The sequence below is a fragment of the Glutamicibacter arilaitensis Re117 genome (genome assembly GCF_000197735.1).
Classification (GTDB): domain Bacteria; phylum Actinomycetota; class Actinomycetes; order Actinomycetales; family Micrococcaceae; genus Glutamicibacter; species Glutamicibacter arilaitensis.
Map to the genome: position 1 here is coordinate 3,009,044 of NC_014550.1, position 26,992 is coordinate 3,036,035.

Annotated in this window: 21 protein-coding genes; 16 read left to right on the forward strand and 5 right to left on the reverse strand. The window is 60.1% G+C overall.

Annotated features, from left to right (window positions below; translation table 11 throughout):
* Positions 1-61 precede the first annotated feature (61 nt).
* A complete protein-coding gene (locus AARI_RS14385; protein ID WP_013350009.1) occupies positions 62-1,048 on the forward strand; it encodes an acyl-CoA thioesterase in 987 nt (328 codons plus the stop codon).
* Positions 1,045-1,653 carry a phosphoribosylanthranilate isomerase gene (locus AARI_RS14390; RefSeq protein ID WP_013350010.1) on the forward strand — a complete coding sequence of 203 codons (609 nt, stop codon included), beginning with the start codon at positions 1,045-1,047 and terminating at the stop codon, positions 1,651-1,653. Before AARI_RS14385 ends, AARI_RS14390 begins: the two co-directional genes overlap by 4 nt.
* Positions 1,654-1,757: 104 nt before the next feature.
* On the opposite strand, the gene AARI_RS14395 is transcribed toward AARI_RS14390, so the two are convergent.
* Entirely contained in the window at positions 1,758-2,309 is a 552-nt protein-coding gene (locus AARI_RS14395; RefSeq protein ID WP_041649001.1) for an acyl-CoA thioesterase, read from the reverse strand.
* A gap of 150 nt (positions 2,310-2,459) precedes the next feature.
* Here AARI_RS14395 and AARI_RS14400 point away from each other — a divergent pair, with 150 nt between their 5' ends.
* The 5 genes from AARI_RS14400 (at position 2,460) to AARI_RS14420 (ending at position 7,283) form a co-directional block, all read left to right on the forward strand.
* Positions 2,460-3,830 (forward strand): sensor histidine kinase, encoded by a 1,371-nt coding sequence (locus AARI_RS14400; RefSeq protein WP_013350012.1) that lies wholly within the window; start codon positions 2,460-2,462, stop codon positions 3,828-3,830.
* Positions 3,827-4,492, forward strand: coding sequence for a response regulator (locus AARI_RS14405; RefSeq protein WP_013350013.1), 666 nt, complete (start codon positions 3,827-3,829; stop codon positions 4,490-4,492). Before AARI_RS14400 ends, AARI_RS14405 begins: the two co-directional genes overlap by 4 nt.
* Before the next feature lie 126 nt (positions 4,493-4,618).
* On the forward strand, positions 4,619-5,455 hold the full coding sequence (locus AARI_RS14410; protein WP_322786086.1) for an ABC transporter ATP-binding protein: 837 nt from the start codon (positions 4,619-4,621) through the stop codon (positions 5,453-5,455).
* Positions 5,452-6,624, forward strand: coding sequence for an ABC transporter permease (locus AARI_RS14415; RefSeq protein WP_013350015.1), 1,173 nt, complete (start codon positions 5,452-5,454; stop codon positions 6,622-6,624). The genes AARI_RS14410 and AARI_RS14415 overlap by 4 nt, the downstream gene beginning before the upstream one ends.
* A gap of 59 nt (positions 6,625-6,683) precedes the next feature.
* A complete protein-coding gene (locus AARI_RS14420) occupies positions 6,684-7,283 on the forward strand; it encodes a hypothetical protein (protein ID WP_041649005.1) in 600 nt (199 codons plus the stop codon).
* Positions 7,284-7,359: 76 nt separating this feature from the next.
* On the opposite strand, the gene AARI_RS14425 is transcribed toward AARI_RS14420, so the two are convergent.
* Positions 7,360-10,878: a bifunctional proline dehydrogenase/L-glutamate gamma-semialdehyde dehydrogenase gene (locus AARI_RS14425; protein ID WP_013350017.1), complete on the reverse strand. Its 3,519-nt coding sequence runs from the start codon at positions 10,876-10,878 to the stop codon at positions 7,360-7,362.
* Positions 10,879-11,113: 235 nt separating this feature from the next.
* On the opposite strand from AARI_RS14425, the gene AARI_RS14430 reads away from it, so the two are divergent.
* The 5 genes from AARI_RS14430 (at position 11,114) to AARI_RS14450 (ending at position 18,363) form a co-directional block, all read left to right on the forward strand.
* A complete protein-coding gene (locus AARI_RS14430; protein WP_013350018.1) occupies positions 11,114-12,088 on the forward strand; it encodes a LysR family transcriptional regulator in 975 nt (324 codons plus the stop codon).
* Between the two features lie 123 nt (positions 12,089-12,211).
* Entirely contained in the window at positions 12,212-13,717 is a 1,506-nt protein-coding gene (gene putP, locus AARI_RS14435) for a sodium/proline symporter PutP (RefSeq protein WP_013350019.1), read from the forward strand.
* A 172-nt stretch (positions 13,718-13,889) separates the two neighbouring features.
* On the forward strand, positions 13,890-15,293 hold the full coding sequence (locus AARI_RS18980) for an epimerase (protein ID WP_013350020.1): 1,404 nt from the start codon (positions 13,890-13,892) through the stop codon (positions 15,291-15,293).
* A gap of 225 nt (positions 15,294-15,518) precedes the next feature.
* Positions 15,519-17,144: a biotin carboxylase gene (locus AARI_RS14445; protein ID WP_013350021.1), complete on the forward strand. Its 1,626-nt coding sequence runs from the start codon at positions 15,519-15,521 to the stop codon at positions 17,142-17,144.
* Positions 17,134-18,363 carry a serine hydrolase domain-containing protein gene (locus AARI_RS14450; protein ID WP_013350022.1) on the forward strand — a complete coding sequence of 410 codons (1,230 nt, stop codon included), beginning with the start codon at positions 17,134-17,136 and terminating at the stop codon, positions 18,361-18,363. Before AARI_RS14445 ends, AARI_RS14450 begins: the two co-directional genes overlap by 11 nt.
* Before the next feature lie 88 nt (positions 18,364-18,451).
* Here the strand turns inward: AARI_RS14450 and AARI_RS14455 are convergent, their stop codons facing one another.
* Complete coding sequence (locus tag AARI_RS14455; RefSeq protein WP_013350023.1) at positions 18,452-21,184, reverse strand: aminotransferase class I/II-fold pyridoxal phosphate-dependent enzyme; 2,733 nt, start codon at positions 21,182-21,184, stop codon at positions 18,452-18,454.
* 245 nt (positions 21,185-21,429) lie between these two features.
* Positions 21,430-22,122, reverse strand: coding sequence for an Lrp/AsnC family transcriptional regulator (locus AARI_RS14460; protein ID WP_049862658.1), 693 nt, complete (start codon positions 22,120-22,122; stop codon positions 21,430-21,432).
* 107 nt (positions 22,123-22,229) lie between these two features.
* On the opposite strand from AARI_RS14460, the gene AARI_RS14465 reads away from it, so the two are divergent.
* Positions 22,230-23,537, forward strand: a complete 1,308-nt coding sequence (locus tag AARI_RS14465; protein ID WP_013347368.1) for an ISL3-like element ISAar19 family transposase — start codon at positions 22,230-22,232, stop codon at positions 23,535-23,537.
* On the opposite strand, the gene AARI_RS14470 is transcribed toward AARI_RS14465, so the two are convergent.
* Entirely contained in the window at positions 23,520-23,840 is a 321-nt protein-coding gene (locus AARI_RS14470) for an AsnC family transcriptional regulator (protein WP_041649007.1), read from the reverse strand. The genes AARI_RS14465 and AARI_RS14470 overlap by 18 nt on opposite strands.
* 241 nt (positions 23,841-24,081) lie before the next feature.
* Here AARI_RS14470 and AARI_RS14475 point away from each other — a divergent pair, with 241 nt between their 5' ends.
* Genes AARI_RS14475 through AARI_RS14485 form a run of 3 tightly spaced genes read left to right on the forward strand, consistent with a single transcriptional unit; the run spans position 24,082 to position 26,777 of the window.
* On the forward strand, positions 24,082-24,828 hold the full coding sequence (locus tag AARI_RS14475) for a DUF5058 family protein (protein ID WP_013350024.1): 747 nt from the start codon (positions 24,082-24,084) through the stop codon (positions 24,826-24,828).
* Between the two features lie 9 nt (positions 24,829-24,837).
* On the forward strand, positions 24,838-25,557 hold the full coding sequence (locus AARI_RS14480) for a hypothetical protein (RefSeq protein WP_013350025.1): 720 nt from the start codon (positions 24,838-24,840) through the stop codon (positions 25,555-25,557).
* Between the two features lie 11 nt (positions 25,558-25,568).
* Positions 25,569-26,777 (forward strand): amidohydrolase, encoded by a 1,209-nt coding sequence (locus AARI_RS14485; RefSeq protein WP_013350026.1) that lies wholly within the window; start codon positions 25,569-25,571, stop codon positions 26,775-26,777.
* Positions 26,778-26,992 lie beyond the last annotated feature (215 nt).

Below are 26,992 nucleotides of genomic sequence, written 5' to 3' on the forward strand. Positions count from 1 at the left end.
CCGGCGCCCCGGATGCGTCACACATTGCCCGTGACGAGCCATATACGCGAAACTGGAGTGCATGAGCACTCCGGAGCTAAAACAACGTCCACATTCTGTGACCCTGCGATTCCTGGCCGCACCGACCGACGTCGATGTCACCGGGATAGTTCCGGCAGGTAGCGTCCTGGAATGGGTTGATAAGGCCGCCTACGCTGCGGCGGTGGGATGGTCCTCCAGCTATTGCGTGACCGCCTACGTGGGGAACATCCACTTCGAAGACCCGATCCACTCCGGCGATCTGGTGGAGGTCACCGCTTCGGTGGTGTACACCGGAACGAGCTCCATGCACATCCACACCGAAGTCTCCTTCAGTGATCCGCGCGAATTGCGCCCGGTGAAATCCAGCAGCTGCCTGGTGATCTTCGTGGCCGTCGGCGAAGACGGCAAGCCAACCCCGGTTCCACCCTTCACCCCGGGCACGGCCAAGGAAATCACCATGCGTGAGAACGCGCTGGCACGCATTGAAATCCGCGAGCAGATTGTCGCGTCCATGAATGACCAGGTATACACCGATGAGGGTACTGCCGAACGCGTGACCCTGCGCTTTCTAGCTGCTCCGACCGATGTGAACTGGGGTGGCAAGGTCCACGGCGGCATCGTGATGAAGTGGATCGATGATGCCGCTGAACTTTGCGCGGCCCGCTACTGCCAGCAGGAAACCGTAGCGGTGTTTTCCGGCGGCGTGCGGTTCTACCGCCCATTGCTGATCGGCCATCTGGTGGAGGTCGAAGCCCGCCTGGTGTACACCGGAAACAAGGGGATGCACGTTGCCGTGCATGTGCGTTCGGGCGATCCGAAAACCGGCGAGATGCAGCTGACGACATACTGCCTGACGGTGATGGTGACCCGCGATGAAACCGGTACCGCGGTTCCGGTCAAGCCGTGGATTCCGGTCAGCGAGGAAGACAAGCGCCTCTGGCAGCATGCCCGCGATCTGTTGGCCATCCGCGCCAACGCTCCCGGCGGCTATACCCCGATTCATATGGCCAAGGAGAGCGACAAGTGAGTGCATCCAAGCCCTTCGTCAAGGTGTGCGGGCTGTCCACCGCACAAGATGTCCAGGTTGCCGTGGCCCATGGCGCTGACGCGATCGGGTTCGTGCTGACTTCCAGCGTGCGTGAGATTTCCCCGCAGCAGGCCGCCGAATTAGTGAAGGCTATTGATGAAGCCATCGCCACGGTTGCGGTGTTCCGCAGTGAGGATATCCAAACGGTCCTTCAGCGTGCGACGCAGGCAGGCGTGAGCTGGGTGCAGCTGCATGGGCAGCGTACCCAAGCTGAGGTAGCTACCGCCCATGAGGCCGGGTTCAAGGTCATCCGTGCAGTGCGGCGCAACGACTCGCAGGAGCAGTTTGCCGATTGGGGCGAAGACCTGCTGCTCATCGATGCGTCAGTTCCCGGCAGTGGCGAAAGCTGGGACTATGCGGCGGTGAAGGATCTGGCCGCTGGCCGGCACTGGTTGGTGGCCGGTGGGCTCTCGCCGCAAAACGTGGTGGAAGCAGTGGATGCTGCGGGCGCGTGGGGCGCAGACGTTTCTTCTGGCGTGGAATCTTCTCGCGGAATCAAGGATCCGAAGCTGATCGCCGAATTCATTGACGCAATCAAGGCCTAGAAAGTTCCAGTCGTCCGGCATGCCAAGGCTCTGCCCGGCTGTCACAGGACAAAGCGCGGATCAGCACGCCATTATTCGGCATGCTGATCCGCGCTTGGAATGATTCAGCGGATCCAATTGTGCGGGGCAGGCTTGCGGGTGCTGGGCAGCGCACCGTCTTCGCGCCACTCGTGCAGCCATTCGGGCAGCGCCATGTCGGCTGGAAGCTCCAAGCCAACCGCGGCCAGGATTTCTTCATTCGACACTGCACCCTTTTTCGAGGTCATGCGGGTGGCGATATAGGCGCGAGCGTAAATCTCGCCCTTCACGACAATGCGCTGTTCGAAGAAGATGCACTTGTCATCCATGCCGATCAGCCGGGTCTCTTGGGAGAACTTGGTTCCCAGCCGGACGGACTTGCGGAACGTGATGGTCTCGGTCTGCACCACCGGGACCCATTTGTTCTTGGACATGATGTCCCAGACACCGGAGCGGAACATCAAGTCAAAGCGTCCGAGATCAAAAATGGAGAAGTACATGCCGTTGTTGATGTGACCGGCAAAGTCGATATCGGTCAGCGTGGCGCGCATCTTTACTGAACTGGTATCAAACATGGACAGCTTGGAAGCTTTCTTGCTGTTCAGGTAAACCATGAGGATTCGGAAAATCATGTGCATACCATCACATTACTGCTAAGTAACCTATATGCCTAGTTCCCCCACTTCTTATCTCAACGTTTGGCGTAAGCCTTCAGGCTCGTGCTTTGAAAACCACGAAACGGTAATGTCAGAGGCTAGGTATGACCCACAAATTGATCAAGGAACATCATGCGTCGACTCCCTGAACTAGTACACCGGCGATTGCCCTCGCTGCCTCCGGTGGATTGGGAACGCCCCTCTCCAGACAAGAAGGGCTTGCGCCGCGATATCTACGTTGCGCTGGGCTTCCTGGCTCTGGCACTCATTATGCACGAGCTGTCCATGTCCTTGACCGAGCGGAAAGACGCGCCTGACCGGATTCTTGCGTATCTCGTGCTGTCCGCGTTAGTCCTGCCGTTGATGTTCCGCCGACGCTGGCCCATCACGATGATGCTCATCGGTTCGGCGGCCTTTGTGAGTGCTGGCAGCGAAAGCACCTATCGGGTAGGCATGGAGCTGTGCGCCCAGCTTGCCTACTTCATCGGGATCTACACGGCCGTCACCTGGTCCAAGAATCGCCGCGGCCTGTGGACGGCCATGAGCGTCGTGCTGCTGTTCATGGCCACATGGGTCATTGCCTCCTTCTTCGCCTCAGACCTTTTCGAGGCCGCGGGCACCTCGATGGTCAAGGATCCAGCAGGGGTGTTGCCGGCCAGCTCTGCGTTCATCCTCTACAACCTGCTGATGAACCTGATGTACTTCGGCGGCGCGATCTTCTTAGGCATGGTCAGCTGGACCAATGCCTATGGCACGCAAATCATGAAGGTCCAGGCCCAGCGCATTGCCGACCAGGCTCAGCAGCTGGCTGACCGCGCGGTCAATGAGGAACGGCTGCGCATCGCCCGCGAACTGCACGATGTAATTGCCCACCACATTGCTTCGGTGGGCGTCCAAGCTTCCGCGGCTCGCATGGTCCATGACCGCGATCCTGCGCAATCCATCGAGCTGATGCGCGGAATTGAAGACTCGGCGCGCAGTGCTGTGGGTGAAACACGCGCCCTGCTGGGTGTATTACGTGAACATGACGGTCCCGAGTCAGCTGCGGATTCATCCGGCGGATCACGCAACCCAGAACCTTCCATGGCACAGCTTGAAGAGCTGCTTGCCGCCAACAAGCGCCAAGGACTAAGCGTCCAGCTTTCTACCGATGAGCATCAGCCCGGCTTCATCGATACCTTGCCAGCTGGCTTATCACTGGCGCTCTACCGCATCTGTGGCGAGGCTCTGGCCAATGTCCGTGCGCATTCCACTGCCCGCACAGCCGTGCTGTCACTGCGTTCGGGAACCGGACATGACGGCACTTGGGTTGAAGTCGAGGTCACCGATAGTGGACGCCCGCGACCTGATTCCGGTGGCGGAGGATTTGGCCTGCGCGGTATACGCGAACGCGCCAACCTGCATCACGGCGTCGTCGAAATCGGTCCCCGCGTGCCTCACGGATGGCGTACCCGCGCACGTCTGCGCGTGGTCTCCGATGCGGCAACTAAGCTGGTCTCATGACCAAAATTACCGTGGTGATCTGCGACGATCAGCCTTTGATCCTCTCCTCATTGAAGTTGATCTTGGAGACTGATCCGCACATCCACGTCATCGGCACCGCTTCAAATGGCCAGGCGGGCCTAGAGATGGTTCGCGAGCTGAACCCCACGGTGGCACTGATGGATATCCAGATGCCGCAAATGGACGGCATCGAAGCAACCAAGCTCATTGCCAGCACCACGCAGACCAAGGTCATTGTGCTGACCACCTTCAACCGCGACGACTACCTCTTCGACGCCATGGATGCCGGCGCCAGCGGATTCCTGCTGAAAAATGCGGAACCGGAATTGCTGGCCACCGCAGTGCATCAGGTCGCAGCCGGCAACGGGCTGCTCTCCCCCGAAGTCACGCTCAAACTCATCCAGCGCAATACCGGTGCCGCGCAAAGCACTCCCTCAGCTGCCGCCACCGCCGAAGCCCAGCTGCTTGAGGCCCTGACCGAACGCGAACGGCAGGTACTGGGCGAACTGGCCACCGGCAAGAACAACCAGGAAATCGCCGCAGTGCTGGGCTTATCCGAAGCCACGGTGAAAACCCACCTGTCCAACCTGTTGGCCAAGCTGCACCTGCGTGACCGGGTACAGGGCGTTCTCTTTGCCCACCGTGCCGGACTCATCCAATAGTTTCAGCCTTCAGACGGAGCACAGCCGAAGCAACTTTTCCTATGCTGATAAGCAGAAAGAAATACTTCAGCAGAGGAAATCATGCTTGAGCTACACCATATATCACGGTCATTTGCAGAACATTTGGTGCTCGACGACATCAGCTTCACTGTCCCTAGCGGGGCGCTGACCGGTTTTGTCGGTGCCAACGGTGCCGGCAAAACCACCACCATGCGCATCATCATGGGTCTGCTCAGCGCAAATTCCGGCTCGATTACGCTCAACGGCCAGCGCCTGGAGTCAGATACCCGGCCGAACTTCGGATACATGCCCGAAGAGCGCGGCCTGTATCCCAAGCAGCCGGTGATCGACCAGCTGATCTATCTCGGACAACTGCATGGCCTGACCCGTTCGGGCGCACGCAAGCGGTCCATGGAATTACTGGCCCGCTTCGGGCTGGATGGCCGCGCCAAATCCAAGCTCGAGTCCCTATCATTGGGTAACCAGCAGCGCGTTCAGGTCACGGCTTCCTTGCTGCATGAACCCGATGTGCTGATCCTCGACGAACCGTTCAGCGGCCTCGACCCGATCGCGGTAGATGCGATGAGCTCAATCTTGCGCGATTACGCAGCACGTGGGGTTCCGGTGCTTTTCTCTTCGCATCAGCTGGACCTGCTCGATGTGTTGGTGGATCATCTGGTGATCATCCAGAACGGCAAAATTCTTGCCAATTCGCCAGCTGATCAGCTTCGTAGAACCCAGGCTTCACGACACCGCCTGTCCTTGGGATCCGACACTGGGTGGCTGCGCGATGAGCCCGGGGTCAGCGTGATTGATATTTCGGGCCCGGACGCGCTAGTGAGTTTCGAAACCGAAACTGATGCGCAGCGCGTGCTCGCCACTGCCCTCAGCCGTGGTCCTGTCGCGGAGTTCGCGGTCCACCGCCCGTCGCTGGCTGACATCTACCGGGAGATCATCAAGTGAATACTTCTACAGCCCCTTGGCTCATCGTTGCGCTACGCGAGGTTGAGACCAAGCTGCGCGATAAAGCCTTCATCATCAGCACCATCGTCACGGTCCTGTTCATCATTGGTTCCGTTGTTGTCACGAGCTTCTTCGCCACCCGCACTGCGCACTTCTCGGTGGCAGCCACCGATGCGATCAGTTACAAGGTAATGGAACAAGCCCGGGAAGACCTGCCCGACAATCTCGAGCTGACGATTTCAAGGCTCGACTCCGGCCAGGCCAAGCAGGAACTTGCAGAAGAGCGGCTGGATGCGTCCCTATCCAGTTCGGATGATGCGCAGGAATTCACGCTCACCGGTTTCAACGAGGTGGACCAGGAGCTAGGTTCCTTGGTGCGCGAATCAATGAAAACCGTGATGGCTGATCAGCTGCTGGCCCGGGCCGGACTTGATGCAGCCAGCCTTCCAAGCAATGACAATCTGGTGCTGGACCAGCTTCATGGCGACACCGAACAGGCCGCGATGGTCCGCGTCATGGCCTTGGTCTTCTCATTCCTCTTCTATATGGCGGCGTTCCTCTTTGGCATGCCCATTGCCAACTCGGTGATTGAGGAAAAGCAGAACCGTGTAGTCGAGATCCTGGCCAGCGCAATCCGCTTGCGCGAGCTGCTGGCAGGGAAAATCATTGGAAATGTCATTCTTGCAATGATCCAGCTGTTGGCATTCTTGAGCATCGGACTGCTCGCTGCCTACCTCTCCCCAATCCAAATACCATTCCTTGGCATTGTCACCCAGGTCGCTGGTTGGTTCGTGGTGTTCTTCTTTGGCGGCTTCTTGCTCCTCGCCGGGGTTTGGGCCACCTTGGGCTCGCTGGCTACCCGCACCGAGGATTTGCAGCAGTCCAGCGGCCCAGTGGTAGGGCTCTTGATGGCTGTCTTGTTCATTGGCATGTACGCCAAGGGCAGCTTCTTGGTAGTCGCCTCATACATCCCCATTGTCTCTTCGGCAGCGATGCCGATCCGGTTGCTATCCGGCGAGGTAGCGATCTGGGAGCCGATACTTTCCTTGGCGATCCTCTTGGCTTCATGCTGGGCGATGCTGCTGTTCGCAGAGAAGATCTACCGACGGGCAGTGATGCACACCGGTGGCGCGCTCACGCTGCGCAAGGCGCTGAAACTAGAGATCTAAGCGTGATTGCGCAGATCAGGGAAACGAATTGCACAGCTAGCATCACTAGACTTGGCCAAGTGAACGAAGAAAAATCCCTGTTGCAGCTGCCTGCCCGCCTGATCATTGTTTGGCTGGTGCTGACCATCGGCATCACCGGATCCACACTGATTACCACCGCCGACTTTGTCACCGGAGGAAGCCTGCTCTCCCTGGTCGCGCTGTGGGTGGTCCGGCTCGTGGCCATTGGAAGCTTCTGGTTGCTCGAAGCCCGCAAGGACACCAAGATCTTCGCCATGCTGCTGGTCTTGCTCTCACTGGTCCTGGACATCCTGCTCAAGCTGCCGGTGCTGGACACCGTGGAGTACGGCGATTGGTTCTTGGTCTCAGGACTGGATCTGACCGGGATGTACACCGGCTACTTCACGGTGTGGGGCCTGCTATTGCCAGTGCTTTCTCTGGCTGGCTGGTTTGTGCTGCGTCCACGCAAGCTTGCGGGCTGGCTCGTCGGGCTTGGCTCGGCGCTCGGCATGGGATTTGTAACCCTGTCGGTAGCCGGTTCGGCTAGCGGTTCGATGATCCTCTTCACCCTGGTGACCTTGGCCCGCTATATCCTTCCAGCCATCCTTTCTGCCGCTGCTGATGCAGTGGTTATCAAGCTCAAGGCCGGCAAGAAGTAACAGAATTAAAGAACAAAAGGCAGTGGCCAGCATCCAAAAATATGGATGCTGGCCACTGCCTTTTACGACTGGCTGATTAGATCAGGTCGTCGGTGAGGTGATTCGGAGTACCGAAGCGGTGTGCGGTGATCGAGACTGCCTGTTCGTGCAGGAACGGAAGCAGTTCAACCCGGCCGGCTGCGGTCACCGGCGAAGCGTAGATGGCTACATCCGGCTTGCCGTTGGTTGCCTCGGCAACTGCCTTCACTGATCCGCCGATCAGGCGGATGCGGGCAGCTGATTCTGGTCCGGTCTTCGCTGCCAGCTTCGCTGCACGGGCAGCGAATGCGTCAGAGTCTTCTCGCACCACGGTCACCGAGTTCTCGGCCAACAGGTTGCGCACGCCCAAAGGTAGCTGCACATCTGCGGAGAAGATGACACGCGAGCCTGCGGTCACACCGGCGGCCACGACGCGCAGCGCCTCGGCCAGGCCGTGGCCGCTGGTGGCTTCTTCGAAGCGCACGGTGACATCCACTGCACGGTAGCGGAAAATGTTGCGTTCTGCCTTCAGGCCCGAGCGGTCCTTGGCCTGATTGAACTCGGTGTTCCACCACAGCTTGTCGCTGGCCAGGGCTGCGCCGAGCCATTCGGTCTGCTGCGCATCCAGCTGTGCGGTGTTCAGCAAACGTTCGTCGAAGGTCGAGAGCGCTGCGCCCTGCTTAGCCGGCGCATCTTCCCAAGAGCCCATGCCGATCAGGTAGTTCGGGCCGCCGGCCTTGGTGCCTGCACCAATGGCCGACTTCTTCCACCCGCCAAATGGCTGGCGCTGAACGATGGCACCGGTGATGCCGCGGTTCACGTAGATGTTGCCGGCCTGGATGTTTTCCATCCAGTACGACAGCTCGTCCTTGTCCAAGGAGTGCAGGCCCGAGGTTAGACCGTAGTCCACCTCGTTGACGATCTCTACCGCTTCTTCCAGGGTTTTTGCGGTCATTACGCCCAGGATCGGGCCGAAGTATTCGGTCTTGTGGTATTCGCTGCCGCGCTGCACGCCGTAGCGCACGCCTGGCGAATACAGCTTGCCCGAGTCATCGAGCTGCTGTGGCTCGATGGCCCAGGTTTCGCCGGCACCCAGGGTGGTCAGGCCGCGCTTGAGCTTTTCGCCTGGCTGGCCGATCAATGGGCCCATCTGCGATTCAGGGTTCCACGGGTAGCCGACCTTCAGCGACTTCACCGCGTCGATCAGCTGGCTGTGGAAGCGGCGGGATTCTGCCACCGAGCCCACCAGCACGACCAGCGAGGACGCCGAGCACTTCTGGCCAGCGTGGCCGAAGGCGGACTGCACGACGTCGCGGGCAGCCAGGTCAAGGTCAGCGTGCGGGCTGACGATGGTGGCGTTCTTGCCCGAGGTCTCGGCCAGCAGCGGCAGGTCCTTGCGGAAGGAGCGGAACAGTTCAGCGGTCTCGTAGCCGCCGGTGAGGATCAGGCGGTCAACGCGCTCGTCGGAAACCAGCTGCTGGCCCAGGGAACGGTCGCCCACGAAGACCAGCTGCAGTACGTCCTCAGGTACCCCGGCATCCCACAGGCACTGCACCATGACCGAACCCACGCGGGCGGCCTGGGAGGCAGGCTTGATGATCACCGAGGAACCGGCGGCCAGCGCCGAGAGCGTGGAACCGGCAGGGATGGCCATTGGGAAGTTCCATGGCGGGGTCACCACGGTCAGCTTCGATGGAACGAACTTCGCACCATCTACGGCATCCAGTTCGCGGCCCAGTTCTGCGTAGTAGTGCGCAAAGTCGATGGCTTCGGAAATTTCCACGTCGCCCTGGTCAATGGTCTTGCCGCATTCGGAGCCCAGGACCTCAAGCAAGGTGGCGCGGCGCTCTTCGAAGAGCAGGCCGGCGCGGTGCAGGATCTCCGCGCGCTTGGCCGAGCCCAGTGCCTGCCAGGATGCGGAGGCATCCACGCCCATGGCGATGGATTCATCGAGTTCACCGGCGCTGTTCAAGGTGTTGTTCTTGACCAGTTCCTTGCCCAATGGCGAGTGTTCCATCTTGGACAGGATTTCCCGTCCCCACGCACGGTTCTGCTCCAGATCCGGATCGGTATCCGGGGTGTTGAAGAAGTTGGTGGAGCCGTCGGCGAATCCTGCAACGCGTTCGGTGAGCGCCGGGTCCTGGACCTGGCGGTTCTGCACGCGGTGCGGCACCGGGATGGTGTTATCCAGGGATTCAAGCGAGGCCAGGAAGCGGTTCTTCTCGCGTTCGAACAGCTGCTCGTTCTTGGACAGCTCGAAGACAGCGGACATGAAGTTTTCCTGGCTGGCGCCTTCTTCCAGGCGGCGGATCAGGTAGGCGATGGCCACGTCGAATTCTGCCGGGTGCACCACTGGGGTGTAGAGCAGCAGCGAGCCGACGTCCTTGCGCACCGCTTCGGCCTGGCCGGTAGCCATGCCCAGCAGCATTTCGAATTCGATGCCGTCGGTGACCTTGCGGGCCTTGGCCAGCAGCCAGGCCAGCGCCACATCGAAGAGGTTGTGGCCGGCGATGCCGATGCGCACGTTCTTCACGTGGTCTGGGCGCAGCGCGTAGTCCAGTACGGACTTGTAGCTGGTGTCCGAATCCTGCTTGGTGTGCCAGGTAGCCAGTGGCCAGCCGTGGATGTCGGCTTCCATGATTTCCATCGGCAGGTTGGCGCCCTTGACCACGCGCACCTTGATTGGTGCGCCGCCTGCTGCCACGCGGGCCGCGGAGAATTCCTGAAGCTCGATCATGGCCGACAGGGCATCTGGCAGGTAAGCCTGCAGCACGATGCCTGCTGGCAGGTCCTTGAATTCATCAATGGACAGGATCTTGGTGAAGACCGCGATGGTCAGCTCCAGGTCCTTGTATTCTTCCATGTCCAGGTTGATGAACTTCTTCTTGGGGCTGCGTGCGGCCTTTTCGTAGAGCGGGCGCAGCTTCTCTACGATGTTCTCCACTGCTTCGTCGAAGGCCCAGTGGTTGTGCGGAGCGACGGTGGAAGAAACCTTGATGGACACGTAGTCCACGTCATCGCGATCCAGCAGCTTCGCGGTGCCTTCCAGGCGGCGTTCTGCTTCCTTTTCACCCAGGATGGCTTCGCCGAGCAGGTTGACGTTCAGGTTAACGCCATCGCGCTTGATCTTCGAGATAGCTGAGCCCAGCTTGGTCGGCGAGGCGTCGATGATCAGGTGCCCCACCATTTCGCGCAGAACCTTGCGGGCAATAGGCACGACGACCTGCGGAAGCACAGGGGCCATGGTTCCGCCAAGGCCCACGGCCTTTCGCATGTACCACGGAAGGAAGCCTGGCACCTTGGGGGCAAGCTTCTTCAGGTTGATCGCTGCGACGCGCAGGTCTTCGGGGCGGATGACTTCGTCGACGAAGCCGACGGCGAAGTCCAGTCCCTTGGGGTCCTTGAGCAGGCCGGCCAGGCGGGCGGCGGCAGCATCCACAGGATAGTCTGCGGCCTCGGTAAGCCAGCGGCGGACCAGCTGGATGACATCCTCTGCGAGGTCCGCCGGAGCGGTGAGCGGGTTGCCCTCAGCATCCAGTGCTGCGGGAACTACGTGCTGTGTGGAGAGAGAAGACACTAATGGGTCCCTTCGATGCTATTCGTAACTTGTGGTTCGGCACCGAACGCTGATGTCGTTATGGCTAATCTAGTTGTCTTCTGTGGTCAGTCAACCGCTAGGAAAAGCTGTGTGCAAGATCGAGTATGAACCTATATTGTCTTAAGCAAAAGTGAACAAAACCGAAGTAGATCGTTCGGTTTTGCCGATGTATTTGCACTGCGTAAATACCCATTAACTGAACGGCGGAAAACCCGTGCTTGAGTTGAGACGATTGCGTTTACTACGCGAACTGAATATCCGCGGAACCATCGCTGAAGTAGCCGATGCACTGAGCTATTCACCCTCGTCCGTTTCCCAGCAGCTAAGCCAGCTGGAATCCGAAACCGGAGTGGAGCTGCTTCGGCGTACCGGACGCACCTTGAAACTGACCCCGCAGGCTCAGATTCTGGTGGCCCACACCGAAGAGCTGCTCGATTCCATGGAACGCGCCGAAGCGGATCTGGCCGCCACCATGTCAACGGTCTCCGGAACCGTGCGACTAGCAGTTTTCCAGACCGCCATGCTGGCCCTGATGCCGCCGGTACTGCGCGAGCTGCGCGAGGAATATCCGGCGCTGAGGGTGGAGATGAGCCAGCAGGAACCGGCCGATGCGCTGAACGAAACCAGCAGCCGAACCTTCGATCTGGTCGTCGCAGAACAATATTCGGGGCATTCTGCACCACATTACGGAAACCTTGATCGACGTGTTCTGACTCACGATCCGATCCGCTTGGCCTTGCCAGCACGAGGCGCCGAGGGGAACGCTGGATTCGACCGGGTGCGCAACTTGGAACATGCCAAGTCCTTGCCCTGGGTAGCGGAGCCGGAAGGGGCCGCCAGCAGGCACTGGGCACTGCAGGCTTGCCGACTGGCCGGCTTCGAGCCAGACCTCCGTTATGAAACCGCGGATTTGCAGGCTCACGTGCAGTTAGTCGCTTCAGGCAACGCCGTGGCAATGCTTCCAGAGCTAGTGCTGCGCGACCACCGGGACAGCTTGCGCACGGTGGATCTTCCAGGCGCTCCCAAGCGCACAATTTTCACCGCCATGAGGCATTCTTCTCTCCAGTCCCCCGCCATCCGCGCGGTGCGCAAATCACTGCACGCGCAGCCCGAAATGAGTGACGCAAGCAACTTGGCGATTTTGGCTACACCGGCAGACTTCGATACGGTCGAGTACGTAACGAAATGATCACAGACCAAAAGGCACGTGCGACAAACCGCGCAATTAGTGCCATAGTGGTGACTCGCACCACATAAATCCGCGCCTCGGTTGATTCTTCGGAGTCCCAGGCACAAACGGTAATGAGGAAAAATGTCCGACCTGACTTTCCAGACGATTGCGATTGCAATTTATATGGCTGCGATGCTTGGCATCGGCTATATCGCATATCGCCGCACCAACAATATTGACGACTACATGTTGGCCGACCGTGGCCTGAAGCCATGGGTCGCCGCGCTTTCGGCCGGCGCCTCCGATATGTCCGGCTGGCTGCTGATGGGCCTGCCTGGCGCTATCTACCTCGGCGGCATGCACGAATCGTGGATCGGCATCGGCCTGCTGGTCGGCGCCTGGCTGAACTGGAAGTTCGTCGCTCCACGACTGCGCTCCTACACTGCGATCTCGCAGAACGCCATCACCATCCCGAGCTTCTTCGAGAAGCGCCTGAAAGATTCCAAGCACCTGCTGCGCATCGCTTGCGCAGTGATCATCTTGGTCTTCTTCACCTTCTATGTCTCCTCGGGCATGGTTGCCGCCGGCAAGTTCTTCGAGGCTTCCTTCGGCTGGCAGTACCTGGCCGGCATGGGCTTCGTTGCCGTCATCACCTTGCTCTACACCCTGTTCGGCGGATTCCTCGGAGCCTCGCTGACCGACATGGTCCAGGGCGTGCTGATGGTCATTGCACTGATCGCAGTGCCGATCGTCGCGGTCACCCGCATCGGCGATCCTTCCACCCTGGCTACCCGCATCACCGATGTGAACCCGGAAGCATTCAACCTGTTCTCCTCATTCACTGAAAACGGTGCAGGCGTTGCCCTGCTGGCCATCATCTCGGCTGCCGCCTGGGGCCTGGGCTACTTCGGCCAGCCGCACATCATCGTGCGCTTCATGGCGCTGCGCACCCCTGGTGAAGCCAAGGTTGCCCGCCGCATCGGCGTAGGCTGGATGCTGGTTTCGACCATCGGTGCGGTTTTGACCGCTCTGATCGGTATCGCCTACTTCGCTGACGAGCCATTGGATAAGGCAAGCAGCGAGACCGTCTTCCTGCTGCTGAGCCAGGTCTTCTTCCACCCGCTGATCGCCGGTTTGGTACTGGCCGCGGTGCTGGCAGCCATCATGTCCACCATGTCTTCGCAGCTGATCGTTTGCTCTTCGGCACTGGTGGAGGACCTCTACAACATCACCGGACGCAAGGCTTCGCCAAAGGCCCTGGTCATGCTCGGCCGTGCCGGCGTGCTGCTGGTCGCAATCGTCGCCGCACTGCTGGCACTGAACCCGAACTCCTCGATCCTGGATCTGGTGGCGTTCGCGTGGGCCGGCTTCGGCGCAGCCTTCGGTCCGATCGTGCTGCTGTCCCTGTACTGGCGCAAGCTGACCGCCGTTGGCGGTTTCGCCGGCATGGTCTCCGGCGCTGTCGTCGTCTTCATCTGGGGCAACATCGATGCCCTGACCGGTGCGTTGTACGAGATCGTTCCAGGCTTCATCGTGGCACTGGTTGTCGCAATCGTGGTTTCCAAGGCGACCCACCGCCCGAACCCGACCATCGACGCCGAGTTCTCCGAAATGGAAGCAGAAGTTGGTTCCAAGGTAACCGCCTAGGTCCCCGCTTCAGCCAAAGCTCCCTTGATCCGCACGGATCAAGGGAGCTTTCCCTTTTCCACCTCAGATGTAACAGTTCGGTATGAGCACCGATGTCGTGACTGCAGTACACAGCCAGGCGCAGTAGCCTTGAGCTATGCCGCGGACCCGAGCTGGAAGGAATTCCCTCAAGATGAGCACCCAGAATAAATTCACGCACTGGCAGCGCACCGAATCCCAGTTCCTCGCCGCAGACCCCAAGGCGGTCTACTCCATCGTCGGCAACTTGTCGCAGACCGGTGAATGGATGAAGAGCTTCGATGGCTTCGTGGTGCACGATGACCAGCGAGGGGTGGGCACCAAGGTGGATCTGCTGCCGCCGGGCAAGCTCTTCGGGGCCTTGCACCGCAACACGGCGCCCTCTGGGTCCATCACCCGCCGCAACCAGGCCACCCGCATGGTCGAATTCACCCAGCCGCAGCCAGCCGGTGAAATGGTTCTGCGCTGGCAGGTCGATGAGCACCAGCAAGGCTCGCTGCTGCACTTCACCGTAGAGCTGCACGGGCCAGGTACCGCCGCGTTCAAGTTCACTGTGGCCAATGCCCTGTGCAAGGACTTCGCGCTGGCAGCCGCCCGGCTCTACAAGATCATCGCTCCCACCGCCCACCACAAGCGCGATGCCCATGTGGTCATTTCCGGCGGGCGCGGCTTCCTGGGCCGCAATCTGGTGGCGGACCTGGTCTGCCGCGGCATTTCGGTCGCAGTGCTCACCCGCTCCCCCGAAACGGATTTCCCGGCGGAACAGTTCTCCTGGGACGGCGAGCATCAGGGCCCATGGGCTAGCGCACTGGCCAGCGAACACCCGGTACACCTGATCAACCTGGCCGGTGAACGCGTGGACAAGCGCAACACCCCGGAGAATATCGCCGCGCTCACCGATTCGCGCGTGACCTCCACCCAGACCTTGGCAGAAGCCGCGGCCGGCGCCCCGCAACTGGCGACCTGGATCCAGGCCAGCACCACCGCGATCTTCGGCGATGCCGGCGAAGCGGAACTGACCGAATCCAGCCCGATCCCCACCGACCACCGGGCCCTGCCCGAAATGACCGGTGTGGCCGCCGCCTGGGAGCAGGCCTTCACCGAAGCCGAGGTCAACGCCGCACAGCGCTACCTGCTGCGCACCTCGCTGGTCATGCACCCGGATGCTCCGCTGCTCGGACCACTGAACCTGCTGGTGAATACCGGCATGGGCGGCGCGATGGGTGATGGCAAGCAATGGTTCAGCTGGATCGGCTTGGAAGACTGGCTGCGCCTGGTCCGCTGCCTGCTGGGCTTCGAAGAGCCGAAGATTCCTGCAGGGCTGGTGCACGCGACCAGCCCGAACCCGTTGCGCAACTCCGAGGTCATGTCGGCGCTGCGTTCCATCGCCGGGCTGCCAGGTCTGCCCACCGGTTCGGTCCTGCCCAAGATCGGTGCCGCCTTCATGGGTTCCAATGCCCGTGTTGCGCTGACCGGCCGGAAGGTCACCAGCCAGGTGCTGGAGCAGGCCGGATTTGAATTCCATGAGGTGGATTTCGCCTCCACGGTCTCCAGCTAGCGGTACTTACAACGCAACAGTCGGTAACCTTTGATTTACCTTGAACCCCAGACCCCGTCGTTTATGCCACGTCACAGGCATATGCGGCGGGGCCAGGTGCAATGTTCACCATGCGTTAATCGCAAAGAGCCCTGGTGCTTACACTGAACGCTGAGCATGAAACTGTCACGCCTTGTGCCGTGCCCATACTCATCCTCGGACAGTTTCAAAGGACATCACCCCATCATGGCCAACCTTCTTGAAGCCCACGCCCCGGCTTCTCACCACCGCATGCCCAAGCCCAGCGACTTGGACAAGCTCCGCCGCAAGGCGCACACCCCCACCGACCAGCTCAGCGCCAACGTCGCCGTTGATGCCGCCTATAACGAGCAGCTGCCCGACGAAGTCTCTTCCAAGATCCTGCCCTTCGAACGCAAGCTGAAGAACATGAGCGAAGTACGCCATTTCTTCCGCACCAACAAAACCCCGATCTTCTTCCTCGGCGCCACCCCGGTCAACCTCTTGGGATTGGACCGCTGGGTCCGGAAATTCAGCTACATCACCTACTACGACGGTTGGGATGGGCACCACCCGCGGGTCTTCACCCCGGCTGAAAAGCCCTACGTCGATTTCCAGAGCGCAGAAGAAATCAACAACTGGCTGCTGGAAAACCCCGAAGTCCGCGAATACATCGATTCCCAGTGCACCCCCGGCGGTCCGCGACCGAAAATCGCCATGGTCTTCTTCGATGAGGAAACCGAAGCGATTTGCGAGGAACTGGGCTACGACCTGATCTTGCCCTCGGCCGCCCTGCGCAATGAGCTGGATTCAAAGATTGTCACCACCCAGCTGGGCAACGCCGCCGGCGCCCCTTCGGTGCCCAACGTACTTGGCACCGCCGACAGCTACGACGAGCTGATGGAACTGGCCAATGAAGCTGGCCTGGGCGATGACCTGGTGGTGCAGACCCCGTACGGCGATTCGGGGAAGACCACGTTCTTCATCGATTCCAAGGCCGGATTCAAGGCCCACTCGAAGAACATCATCGGCGAACAGCTGAAGATCATGAAGCGCATCAACAACCAGCCGGTAGCGGTAGAAGCAGTGTTGACCGGATGCGGCACCGTCGTGGGCCCGATCCTGACCGAACTGGCCGGATACAAGGAACTGACCCCCTACAAGGGCGGCTGGTGCGGCAACGAAATGCACCCGGATGTACTCACTGATTCACAGCGTTCGCGCGCTATCGACCTGGTCCGCAAGGTGGGCAACGGCTTGGAGAACACCGGTTACCGCGGCTTCTTCGAAGTGGACGTGCTGGTGGATACCGACACCGACGAAGTCTATCTGGGCGAGCTGAACCCCCGTATCTCCGGTGCCAGTGCCATCACCAACGTCACCGCGGGCGCCTATGCCGACGTACCGCTGTTCCTCTTCCACCTGCTCGAATTCCTTGACGTGGAATTCGAACTGGACGTTGACGAGATCAACGCCCGCTGGGAGGAGATGAGCGGGGCCGATATTTGGAGCCATATGATCATCAAGGAAACCGATGACATCCTCCAGTACATCACCCACGCACCGCGCACGGGCAAGTACTTCTTGGACTCACGCGGGAAGCTGCAATTCTCCCGCTCCGCCTTGGACTGGCACCAGCTGCAGAACCACAAGGAAGCATTCTTCCTGCGCATTTACGGGGTAGAAGACTACCGATGGAAGGGAGCTGATCTTGGGGTCCTGGTCACCAAATCCAAGCTTCAGTACGAGGGCAAGAAGAAGACCAAGCTCAGCATCGACGCCAAGCACTTCATCGCCTCCATCCGCTCCCAATACAAGGGAATTGACGTTCCTCCAGCAGAGCATGGCAGCTGAGGCCACCGATGCCGCCGGAACCACCGCGGCACGAACTGCGCCAACTGCCAGCAACGCGCTGAACATCGCCACCTGGCAGTACCCGCAGAACATCAAGCGCTCTTTCCAGAACATTGCCCGGATCCACCCCACCATCAAGGTTTCCCGAGGCGATGGGCCCATCGTCAAGCTCCACCTGGCCGAAGAGAAGCTGGGCAAGCTGGAAGTGGCCAAAGCGAGCATCACCGACCCGGCGTTGACCGTGCGCGGGGTCATGCATGCGACGAACACCGACGCTGTGCTGGTCATGCACAACGGACGGGTCCTCTGGGAAAAGTACAACAACACCATGACTTCGCTGACCGACCATCTGCTGATGTCCGTCAGCAAGACCCTGGTCGGCTCGGTGGCCGGCGCGCTGTGCGATGCCGGGCTGCTCGACGTCGAATGCCCGGTCGACTCCTACGTTCCGGCACTGGCCCGCAGCGGCTACGCCGGAGCACGGGTACGCGACCTGCTGGACATGCGCTCTGGCATCAAGTTCTCCGAGGAGTATCTGGATCCCACCGCGGAAGTGCGCCTGATGGAAGAAGCCATCGGGTGGGCGCCGGCGCGCGGAGCGATCGGACCGATCGGCATGTACGAGTTCCTCTTGACCTTGCAGGCCAAAGGTCCGCACGGCGGACCCTTCGAATACCGTTCGTGTGAAACCGATGCGCTGGGCTGGGTGCTGGAATCGGCCGGGGGCGCTCCCATGCAGGAGCTGCTCTCCAAGTACATCTGGTCAAAGATCGGGGCGCAGCAGGACCTGGTGATGGGTGTGGACCAGTTCGGCACCGGCATGTTCGATGGCGGCTTCAACGCCTGCCTGCGCGATCTGGCGCGCTTCGGGCACATGTATGTCAACGGCGGCCGGGCGCTGACCGGCAAGCAGGTGCTCTCCGAGGATTGGGTTGCGCAGACCCTCAGCGCCGACCCGCTGCTGGCCCAGGCCTTCGCCCAGTCCCCCGGGGATAACATGATGCCCGGCGGGCGCTACCGCAACCAGATCTGGTTCCCGAACCCCGCCACCAATGCCGCGGTGGCCTTGGGGATCCATGGCCAGATGATCTACATGGATCCGGCCACCAAGATGGTGGCGGTCAAGCTTTCGAGCTGGCCGCTGCCGCAGGATGCTTCCAAGCTGTTCCCGACTATCCGTGCTTTTGAAGCGGTTTCCGCCTACTTGGCCACGAAATAGCAGCAGCGCAGCGCACGCTGCACGGCAAACGCCCTGGCAGGACCACGATGGTCCAGCCAGGGCGTTAGTTTTTGGCGGCTTAGGGCCGCTACTTGCGCGGCTGCAGCTGAGCCATCGCCTCATGGGTGAAGACCTGGTAACCCAGATCCTGGTGGTAGCCGTGGATCTCACGCGTGTCCAGGCGATCCATGTAATCCAAGATGCCCAAGGTCACCAGCTGCCCGGGGACCAGCACCGGGAAGCCTGGCGGGTAAGGGGTGACGAACACGGCCGAGACGATCCGCTGACCCTCCATCAGCTCGGAGCGGATCTGCGCAGAGGACAGGAAGTGCGTGGCCGGGTCCTGATAGGTCAGGTAGTACGCCGCGCGCATGTCTCCGCTGCCACCACCGCCAGAGAATTCCGGAGCGAAGGAACTGAAGTCCGGCAAGGGGATCAGTTCTTTTGCGCTCTTCTTGCCCATGGCCAGCACGCGTCCATCAAGCCGGCGCTTGCGCTCCAGCTCCTCGGCGATCTTCACCAGCACCTCGATCAGGTGCGCCACTGCCGAACGGGTGGTTCCGATATTGGTCATCAGCAGCACCGAGGTGCGGCTGGTCTTGTTGACCTGGATCGAATGCCCGTCCATCAGGTACTCGTGCTTGAAGGTATCCCCGTCCACACCGGTCCGGCTGATGTCCAGTGTCAGCCGCGATGGGTCCACCACGAACTCATCGTTCTGCCAGGCTTCATCCCAGGCCGCCAGTCCATCGCGCACCGGATTCGCCGACGTGGATTCGCGGTATTTGCTTGCAATGAGCTCATCCGAATTCAAGATCTTGAAGTACTTGCCCAGCAGCTCGTTGCGGGCCATGGCCCGGCACACCGATTGGGCCAGGTCCACCTGGCGCTGCACCAGAGCATAGCCTTCAAGTTCAGCCTGGCGGCGTCCGATATCCAAGGAAGCCAGGATCTGGTAGTTCGGCGAGGTGGAGGTGTGGGTCATGTAGGCTTCGCGGAAGGCATTGAGGTTGCGCAACGCGAAGTCCTGGTCATAGATGTGGATCATCGATCCCTGGCGCAAGGAGGTCAGGGTCTTGTGCGTGGATTGGGTGGAGTACACCCGCAACCGGACCTTCTCCGGGTCTGGAAGCAACCTGGTCTCCAGCCACGCCTGGTCATTTTCCGGTTGATTCGAGGTTCCCGGTTCAGGCAGTGCGGCCTTCTGGGCTGCGTAGCGCTGGGCGTATTCTTCGTTTTCCAGTTCTTCTTCCAACCCTGTGGCCACCGTCATGGCGGTGCGCTGGCGGTAGACCGGGTGGAAGCCGGCGAACGCAAACCATGCCTCATCCCACAAGAAGACCAGATCCGGCTTGATGGCCAGGCATTCTTCCATCACCCGGCGCGGGTCGTAGATGATTCCGTCGAAGGTGCAATTGGTCAAGGTGAGCATCTTGACCTTGTGTAGCAGGCCTTCGCGGCGCAGTTGCAGCAGCCGACCCTTGATCTCTTCCAGAGGCACCGCACCGTACATGGAGTGCTCGTTGAGCGGGTAGGCTTCCAGGTAGCTCACGTTCGCTCCGGCCAGCACCAGGGAATAGTGGTGGGACTTGTGGCAGTTGCGGTCCACCAGCACGATATCCCCTGGGGCCAGGATCGACTGGTGCACGATCTTGTTGGCCGTGGAGGTGCCATTGGTGACGAAGTAGGTGCGGTGGCTTCCGAAAGCGCGGGCGGCCAGTTCGTGGGCCTTCTTGATGGAGCTTTGCGGATCGAGCAGCGAGTCGAGCCCGCCGGAGGTGGCGGAGGTTTCGGCCAGCAGCAGGTTCTTGCCGTAGAAGTCCACCAGATCCCGGGCCCACGGCGAGTTCTGCACCGACCCGGCCCGGGAAATCGGCATGGCGTGGAAGACCCCGCCGGGGCGCTTGGCGTACTTCTGCAACGCGTTGAAGAACGGTGTCTGGTAGCGTTCGAGCACCTCGGACACAATGGACAGGTGCAGATCCATCCGGTCGTTGCGCGAGAAGATCCGGCGGAAGCGTCCGGTGATTTCGTGGGCAATGGATTCCAGCGCCACCCCGGCGATCAGGTACACCGGTATTTCTGGGCGCAGGTCATCGAGGATGTTCTCCAGATCCAGCAAGCCTTGGATCTGCTTGGTGGATCCGAAGAAGCCATTCATGCGGCGGGCAATGAAATTCTTCAGTGTCGAGGACAGGCGCCTGCGCGTGCAGGTATCGAAGCGGGCGGTGAGCACCACTGCCTGGATGCTCGGGTTGATCAGGATGGCTGCCAGCGCATCTTCCACGCTGGGCACCACCACGAAGTTGTAGTGGAAGGGATCAGTGTGCTGGCGTTGTTCAACGATTTCTTCCTTGAAACGCTCAATCTCTTCAGTCGGCCCGTTATCCACCAAGAGGATTTCAACCATGGGGATATAGAGCTTGCCCTTGGATACGCTGGCTGCTCCGGACTCCAACGAGTCCGTTTCAGCTCCTTCGTGTCCCTCAAGATCTACGTATTGGGTCAGTGTCCTGAAGGTCTGGTTCGCTTGGTACACCAGCTTCATGGCGTCTTCGTACTGTCCGCCGGACATCAGCCTGGATACTTCGTTGAAGTATTCAATGCCGGGATTCGCCCAGTACGGTTCAATGGCCGCCAGCAGGCCTAGTAACCGTCCTGCCTCCAGCTCATGCTCTTGACGCCGATTCTCTTCTTGGTACTCCGAAGAAATCTCGCTGAGCACATAACCCAAGTGTTCCCACGCGTCTTTGCGTTTACGCCACGCACTTTCAGGCGTAGCTGTTCCTTGGTTCGTCCCAAAGGTCAACCTCTTGCTCACGGTTGCCGGTATTCCTTTCACCCTGCAGCGTTAACCGATTGTTAACAGCATGAGCGCACAGAACTCCGCTCGGTACCGTGAGACTATGCCACTTCGCAGGTTGCGCCGAACCATTTTCTCGATATTACGCATTATTTTGGTACCGCAGGCAAGTTTTCACCCGCCGTTTACCTACGCGGGCATCAACCGGTACGGGTTACCTGGATCCGGTGAATTGTTACTGAATTCTTTGTCTGGCGACTTGTTCAATCCCCGGCCGACTGCCCACCACGCTTGCGGGCTCCGAGCACCATTGAGGTGCGCAGCTGGACCATTTCGCCCCAGTTCGTCTTGGCGATGAATTCGTAAAGGTCCCGCTGGGACGGCACGGTGACGTCCACGAGCAATTGGGCATCGCCGGCCACGGCGGCCACATACCTCACCTGCGGCAAGCTGGAGAGCAAGGTTCCCAATGCGTCCACGTGGGCCGGCGAGACTTGGACCCAGAGCAGTGCTTCAACCTTGAACCCCATCAGCGCCGGGTCAACCAACGCACGAATACTGATGTGTTCGCCGCGCAGCAGTCCGTCAAGCCGGCGGGACACCGAGGTTTCGCTCATCCGCACTTGGCGCGAAATGGTCTCAATACTTGCCCTGCCGTCCTTGCGCAGCACCTCGATAATGAGATGGTCGCTCTCCCCTAGCTCCCCGGCGGGGTTCCAGGTCGTCAGCTCTCCTCCGGCACTGGGCGCCAGTGCCGTTTCCTGCGCTTCGCTCAGTTCCCCGCCACGCCAGGCGCGAATGGTCTTGAAGTATTTGAGGATCGGGTAGATCTGGATATTGCTCAGGCCTGGGGTGGCCGGAAGCTGCAGCGTCAGGATGTCCTGCAACCCGCCGTCGTAGTGCAGTTCGCTGACGACGTCACTTTCGCGGCTCTTCAGGAATAAGAGTGTAACCACCTGAAACCAACACCCCGATTCCCGGGCATGTCGCCGAGCACGAAAAAGTCGAGGTCTTCCAGAAGAATGGAAGTTACTACACTAGCCATTTTCGAAAGACCTCGACGTTGCTCAATCCTACCTTCACCGCACCAGACCTCACCACTTTCACCAATCTTGACGGCTTGGGACTGACCGCAATCGGGCAACACCTGAGCGCAGCGAAAGCCGAAATCCTCTGCCACGTCACCAACCCGATCCCTTGGTGCCAAACCTGCGGAGCAGCAGGCATTCCACGCGATACCGTCACCCGCCGCCTCGCCCACGAACCATTGGGCTGGCGTCCCACTGTCCTAGTCATCAAACACCGCCGCTACCGTTGCGCCAATTGCCAACGAGTCTGGCGTGAAGAGCTGTCCCAAGCAGTAGCGCCACGCCAGAAAATCAGCAGGACCGGGCTACGCTGGGCGCTGGTTGGACTGGTCTGCCACCACTTGTCAGTCTCCCGAATTGCCGAAGGCCTCGGCGTCACCTGGAATACCGCCAATGAGGCTGTGCTGGCTGAAGGTCAACGCTTACTGATTGATGATCCAACCCGCTTCGACGGGGTCAAAGTGCTGGGAGTCGATGAACATGTTTGGCGGCATACCCGAACCGGCGACAAATACGTCACCGTGATTGTGGACCTCACCGCGGTGCGTGACGGCACCGGTACCGCACGACTGATCGACATGGTCCCTGGAAGATCCAAAGCTGTATTCAAAACCTGGCTGGCTGATCAAGAAGAACAATGGAAACAGGGCATTGAAGTCGTCGCAATGGACGGTTTCACCGGCTTCAAAACAGCTGCCGTCGAGGAGCTACCCCACGCGGTGGAGGTGTTGGATCCATTCCATGTAGTCAAACTAGGTTCCGAGGCGCTGGACCAGACCCGGCAACGGATTCAACGTGAGCAACATGGGCGTCGAGGACGCAAGGATGACCCGCTTTACAAGTGCAGGCGAACGCTGACCACGGGACTATCCTTGGCTACGGAAAAGCAGAAGACCAAGCTTGAAGACCTGTTCAAGGAGCCGGAGTATGAGCCGGTTCAATTGGTCTGGAGCGTGTATCAGAAGATGGTGGATGCCTACCGGCAACCGAAGCCCGAGGTCGGACGGTGGGCCTTGGAGCAACTGATCAACGAAGTTGGCACGAAGGTACCGAAAGGGTTGCCGGAGCTGAAAAAGCTCGGCGGCACCCTGCGCAGGAGGAAGACGGACATTCTCGCGTACTTTGATCATATTGGTAGTTCGAATGGTCCTACCGAGGCTTTGAATGGCAGGTTGGAGCATCTGCGAGGTATCGCGTTGGGGTTCAAGAATCTGGCGCACTATATCGCCCGGTCGTTGTTGGAGACCGGTGGGTTTAGACGGCGTTTACACCCTCAATCCTGAAGAGCCACTTTCGCCGGTGACCATGTAAGTGAAGCTGGTGTCTGTTCGCGCGGACAGCGCTTGGCTGGCTACTGGGATCGTTCCCGGAGCGCAGCTCACCGACGCGATCACTGCTCCCGTACGATGGACGATCGCCGCGATCTTCACTTTGCCTTGTTCAAGCAGCGCGGAGCCGTAGCGGGCAACGGTGCGCTCCGGTTCACCAATCACCCGGGCAATCTTGCGCCAAGTCGCACGACCGTCAACCTGCAATGCGACGATAATTTGCCGTTCCAGGTCACTGAGGGTGTTTAAATCGGACATTATTCCCGCTTTCAGGCCATAATCACCATCGGCCGCCGGTGCTCCTGTGATCTATATGGAAAAAGTTCAGATTATTTCGACCAGATCCTCGAATACGAGGTGCTTTGATCGGTCCATTTGGAGGATTTGGCCAGAAATATGTCTAATCAATCCATATCTTGCCAGAGACAGTGTAATCACGGATCGTTGAACATGAAAGAGACCCACCTCACAATTATTCATTTCGGCGCTAGGAGCACACATGAATCCCCAAATCATCATGGCAGCGGGTGATCCTAATTCAACTGATATCTGGGCCCTAGCCAATTCCCCAGTTCTTTGGATCTGTGCTCTTGGCGTCTTCGCCGTCATCTTCGTGCAGTGCGTCTTGTACTCGCGTGCAGCGAAAAAAGCCGCACCGCACGTAGATATGCCGTTGAACGAAGTCAAGGAATCCTTCCGCGCTGGCATGGTCGCCTCGGTCGGACCGTCCCTGGCCGTGGTCCTCGTAGCCATCGCTCTTCTGGCTCTGTTCGGCACACCAGCTGTATTGGTCCGCATTGGCCTGATTGGTTCTGCCGCAGCAGAAACCGGATCAGCGAGCATCGCCGCAAGCACCATGGGTGCCGAACTTGGCGGAGACACCTACACCCAGCAGGTCTTTGGCGTGGCATTCATGGCAATGAGCCTGTCCGGGGCGATGTGGATGATCTCCACCTTGATCTTGACCCCGCTGATGAAAAAGGGCGGCGCCTCGATGTCCAAGCGCAACCCGGCAATGATGGCACTGATCCCCACCGCAGCCCTGCTCGGCGCATTCGCCGCACTGACCGTTGCCGAACTGCCTAAGTCGAGCATCCACGCAATTCTGGTGGGCATTTCGGCAGCCTGCATGGGCTTGTGCCTGCTGCTGTCCAAGACCTTGAATCTGAAATGGCTCAAGGAATGGGCGTTGGGCATTTCCATCATCGTCTCCATTGTCGCCGCCTACTTCCTGCACACCGCCTAAGGACCTCTCATGACTACGACACCTCAACTGACCGGCGCCGATGCGTCAATGGCGCGATTCGAGAAGCAGACTTCACGCTATGGTTCGATCACCATGAGCATTGGCCTGGCGTTCTCGCTGATTGGCCCGATCTACATCGCGTTCTTCAGCGGCCTGGATATCGACCCGTCGATGATCTGGGTGGCATTCATCGCAGTGGGTGCGACCTTCGGCGTGCTGTGGCTCGTTGAACCGCTGACCTACTTCCCGATCCTTGGTTCCGCGGCCATGTACCAGGCCTTCATGATCGGCAACATCTCCAACAAGCTCCTGCCTGCAGCGATCGTCGCGCAGTCCACCATCGGCGCGAAGCCCGGCACCAAGCGCGGGGACCTCGCAGCGGTCATGGCCATCTGCGGCGCGGCGACCGTCCACCTGACCAGCCTGCTGCTGTTCGTCGGCGTGCTGGGCACGTGGCTGGTTTCGATGATTCCCCTGGAGGTCATCGAGGTAGCCCGCCTGTACATCCTGCCTTCGCTGATGGGCGCGGTATTGGTACAGAGCATCGTGGCCATGAAGTCACTGCGGCCAACGGTTATCGCACTGGTTCTGGCCTTGATCATGAACTTCGTGGTCATGCCAGTGGCACCGAACCTGGGCATGTTCGCAACTGCGATCGTCGTCATCAGCTCCATCGTCTTCTCCTGGGTCCTGCGAGACCGCAAGAAAATCTACACAGCAGAAAGCTAGAGGATCATTCCATGCCTACCACCTTCGGGCTGACCGATACCGAAACCCAGTCCCTTCACGAGGACTACCTGCATCTGCACCGCAATCCGGAGCTGTCCATGCAGGAGCACAACACCGCGGCCTACATCGAATCCAAGCTCAGCGAGCTGGGCATCGAGCATTTCCGTTGCGGCGGCACCGGAGTGGTGGGCATCCTGCGCAATGGCCAGGGGCCCACCGTGGCCTTCCGCGCCGACAGCGACGGCCTGCCAATCGCTGAAGACACCAAGGTGGACTATGCTTCCACCGCCCGAGGCGTGCTCGCCGACGGCACCGAAGTTCCGGTGATGCATGGTTGCGGCCACGACACCCACGTGGCCAGCGCCTTGGGTGCGGCTCGGGTTTTGGCACGCAGCACCGAGTCATGGGCCGGCACGGTGGTATTCATCTTCCAGCCCGGCGAGGAGACCAGCGCCGGGGCAGCCTCCATGGTGGCTGATGGACTGTGGGACCAGGCGCCGCGGCCCACCGTGGTCCTGGGCCAGCATGTTTTCCCCTTCGCCACCGGCAATATCCACCTCACCCCGGAATCGGCCATGGCAATGGCCAACTCGCTAGAGGTCACCCTCTATGGCAAGCAGGCCCATGGATCCCAGCCCCAGGATTCCATTGACCCGATCGTGTTGGGTGCCAACATCATCACCCGGTTGCAGACCATCACCTCGCGTGAACTGCACCCGCTGGATTCAGCCGTAGTGACCTGCGGTTCGTTCCACTCGGGGCTGAAGGAAAACATCATTCCGGACACCGCCGTATTCACGCTGAACGTGCGGACCCTGACCGAACCGGTCCGAGACCAGGTGCTCAAGGCGATCACCCGGATCATCGATGCCGAGGCAGTCGCTTCGGGCGCACCGGCACCGAAGATCACCGAGTTGTACCGCTTCCCGCGCCTGTACAACGACCCGGAACAGACAAACAATGTCTTCGGGGCACTAAGTGAAGAGTTCGGCGCGGAACAGGTTCGACTGGTGCCGCCGCTGATGGGCTCGGAAGACTTCGGTGCCTTGGGCGATGCCATCGGCGTGCCCAATGTGTTCTGGATGTTCGGCGGAGCGGATCCTGAAGATCCGGCACCGGCAGGGAACCACTCCCCGTTCTTCCTGCCTGAATACCGCGGTGCGCTGGATTCCGGCGTACGCGCCGCGTTGGCCGGGATCCGCCATTACTTGGGCGCCTAGACCCGGCAGGTAGGCCCAGGGCCTGGGTGGAAGAATTTTTCTTCCACCCAGGCCCTGAAGCATTTGCCGTGGCTGCCGGGATCTACCGCTTGGACTTGCGACCAAAGATTCCGCAACCGATCAAGGCTACGAGCACGATCACGGAGCCCATGATGGCTGCTGACGTTTCCAAAATTGATCCCTACGTATCGGCATGGAGCCTGGATGGCCCGCTG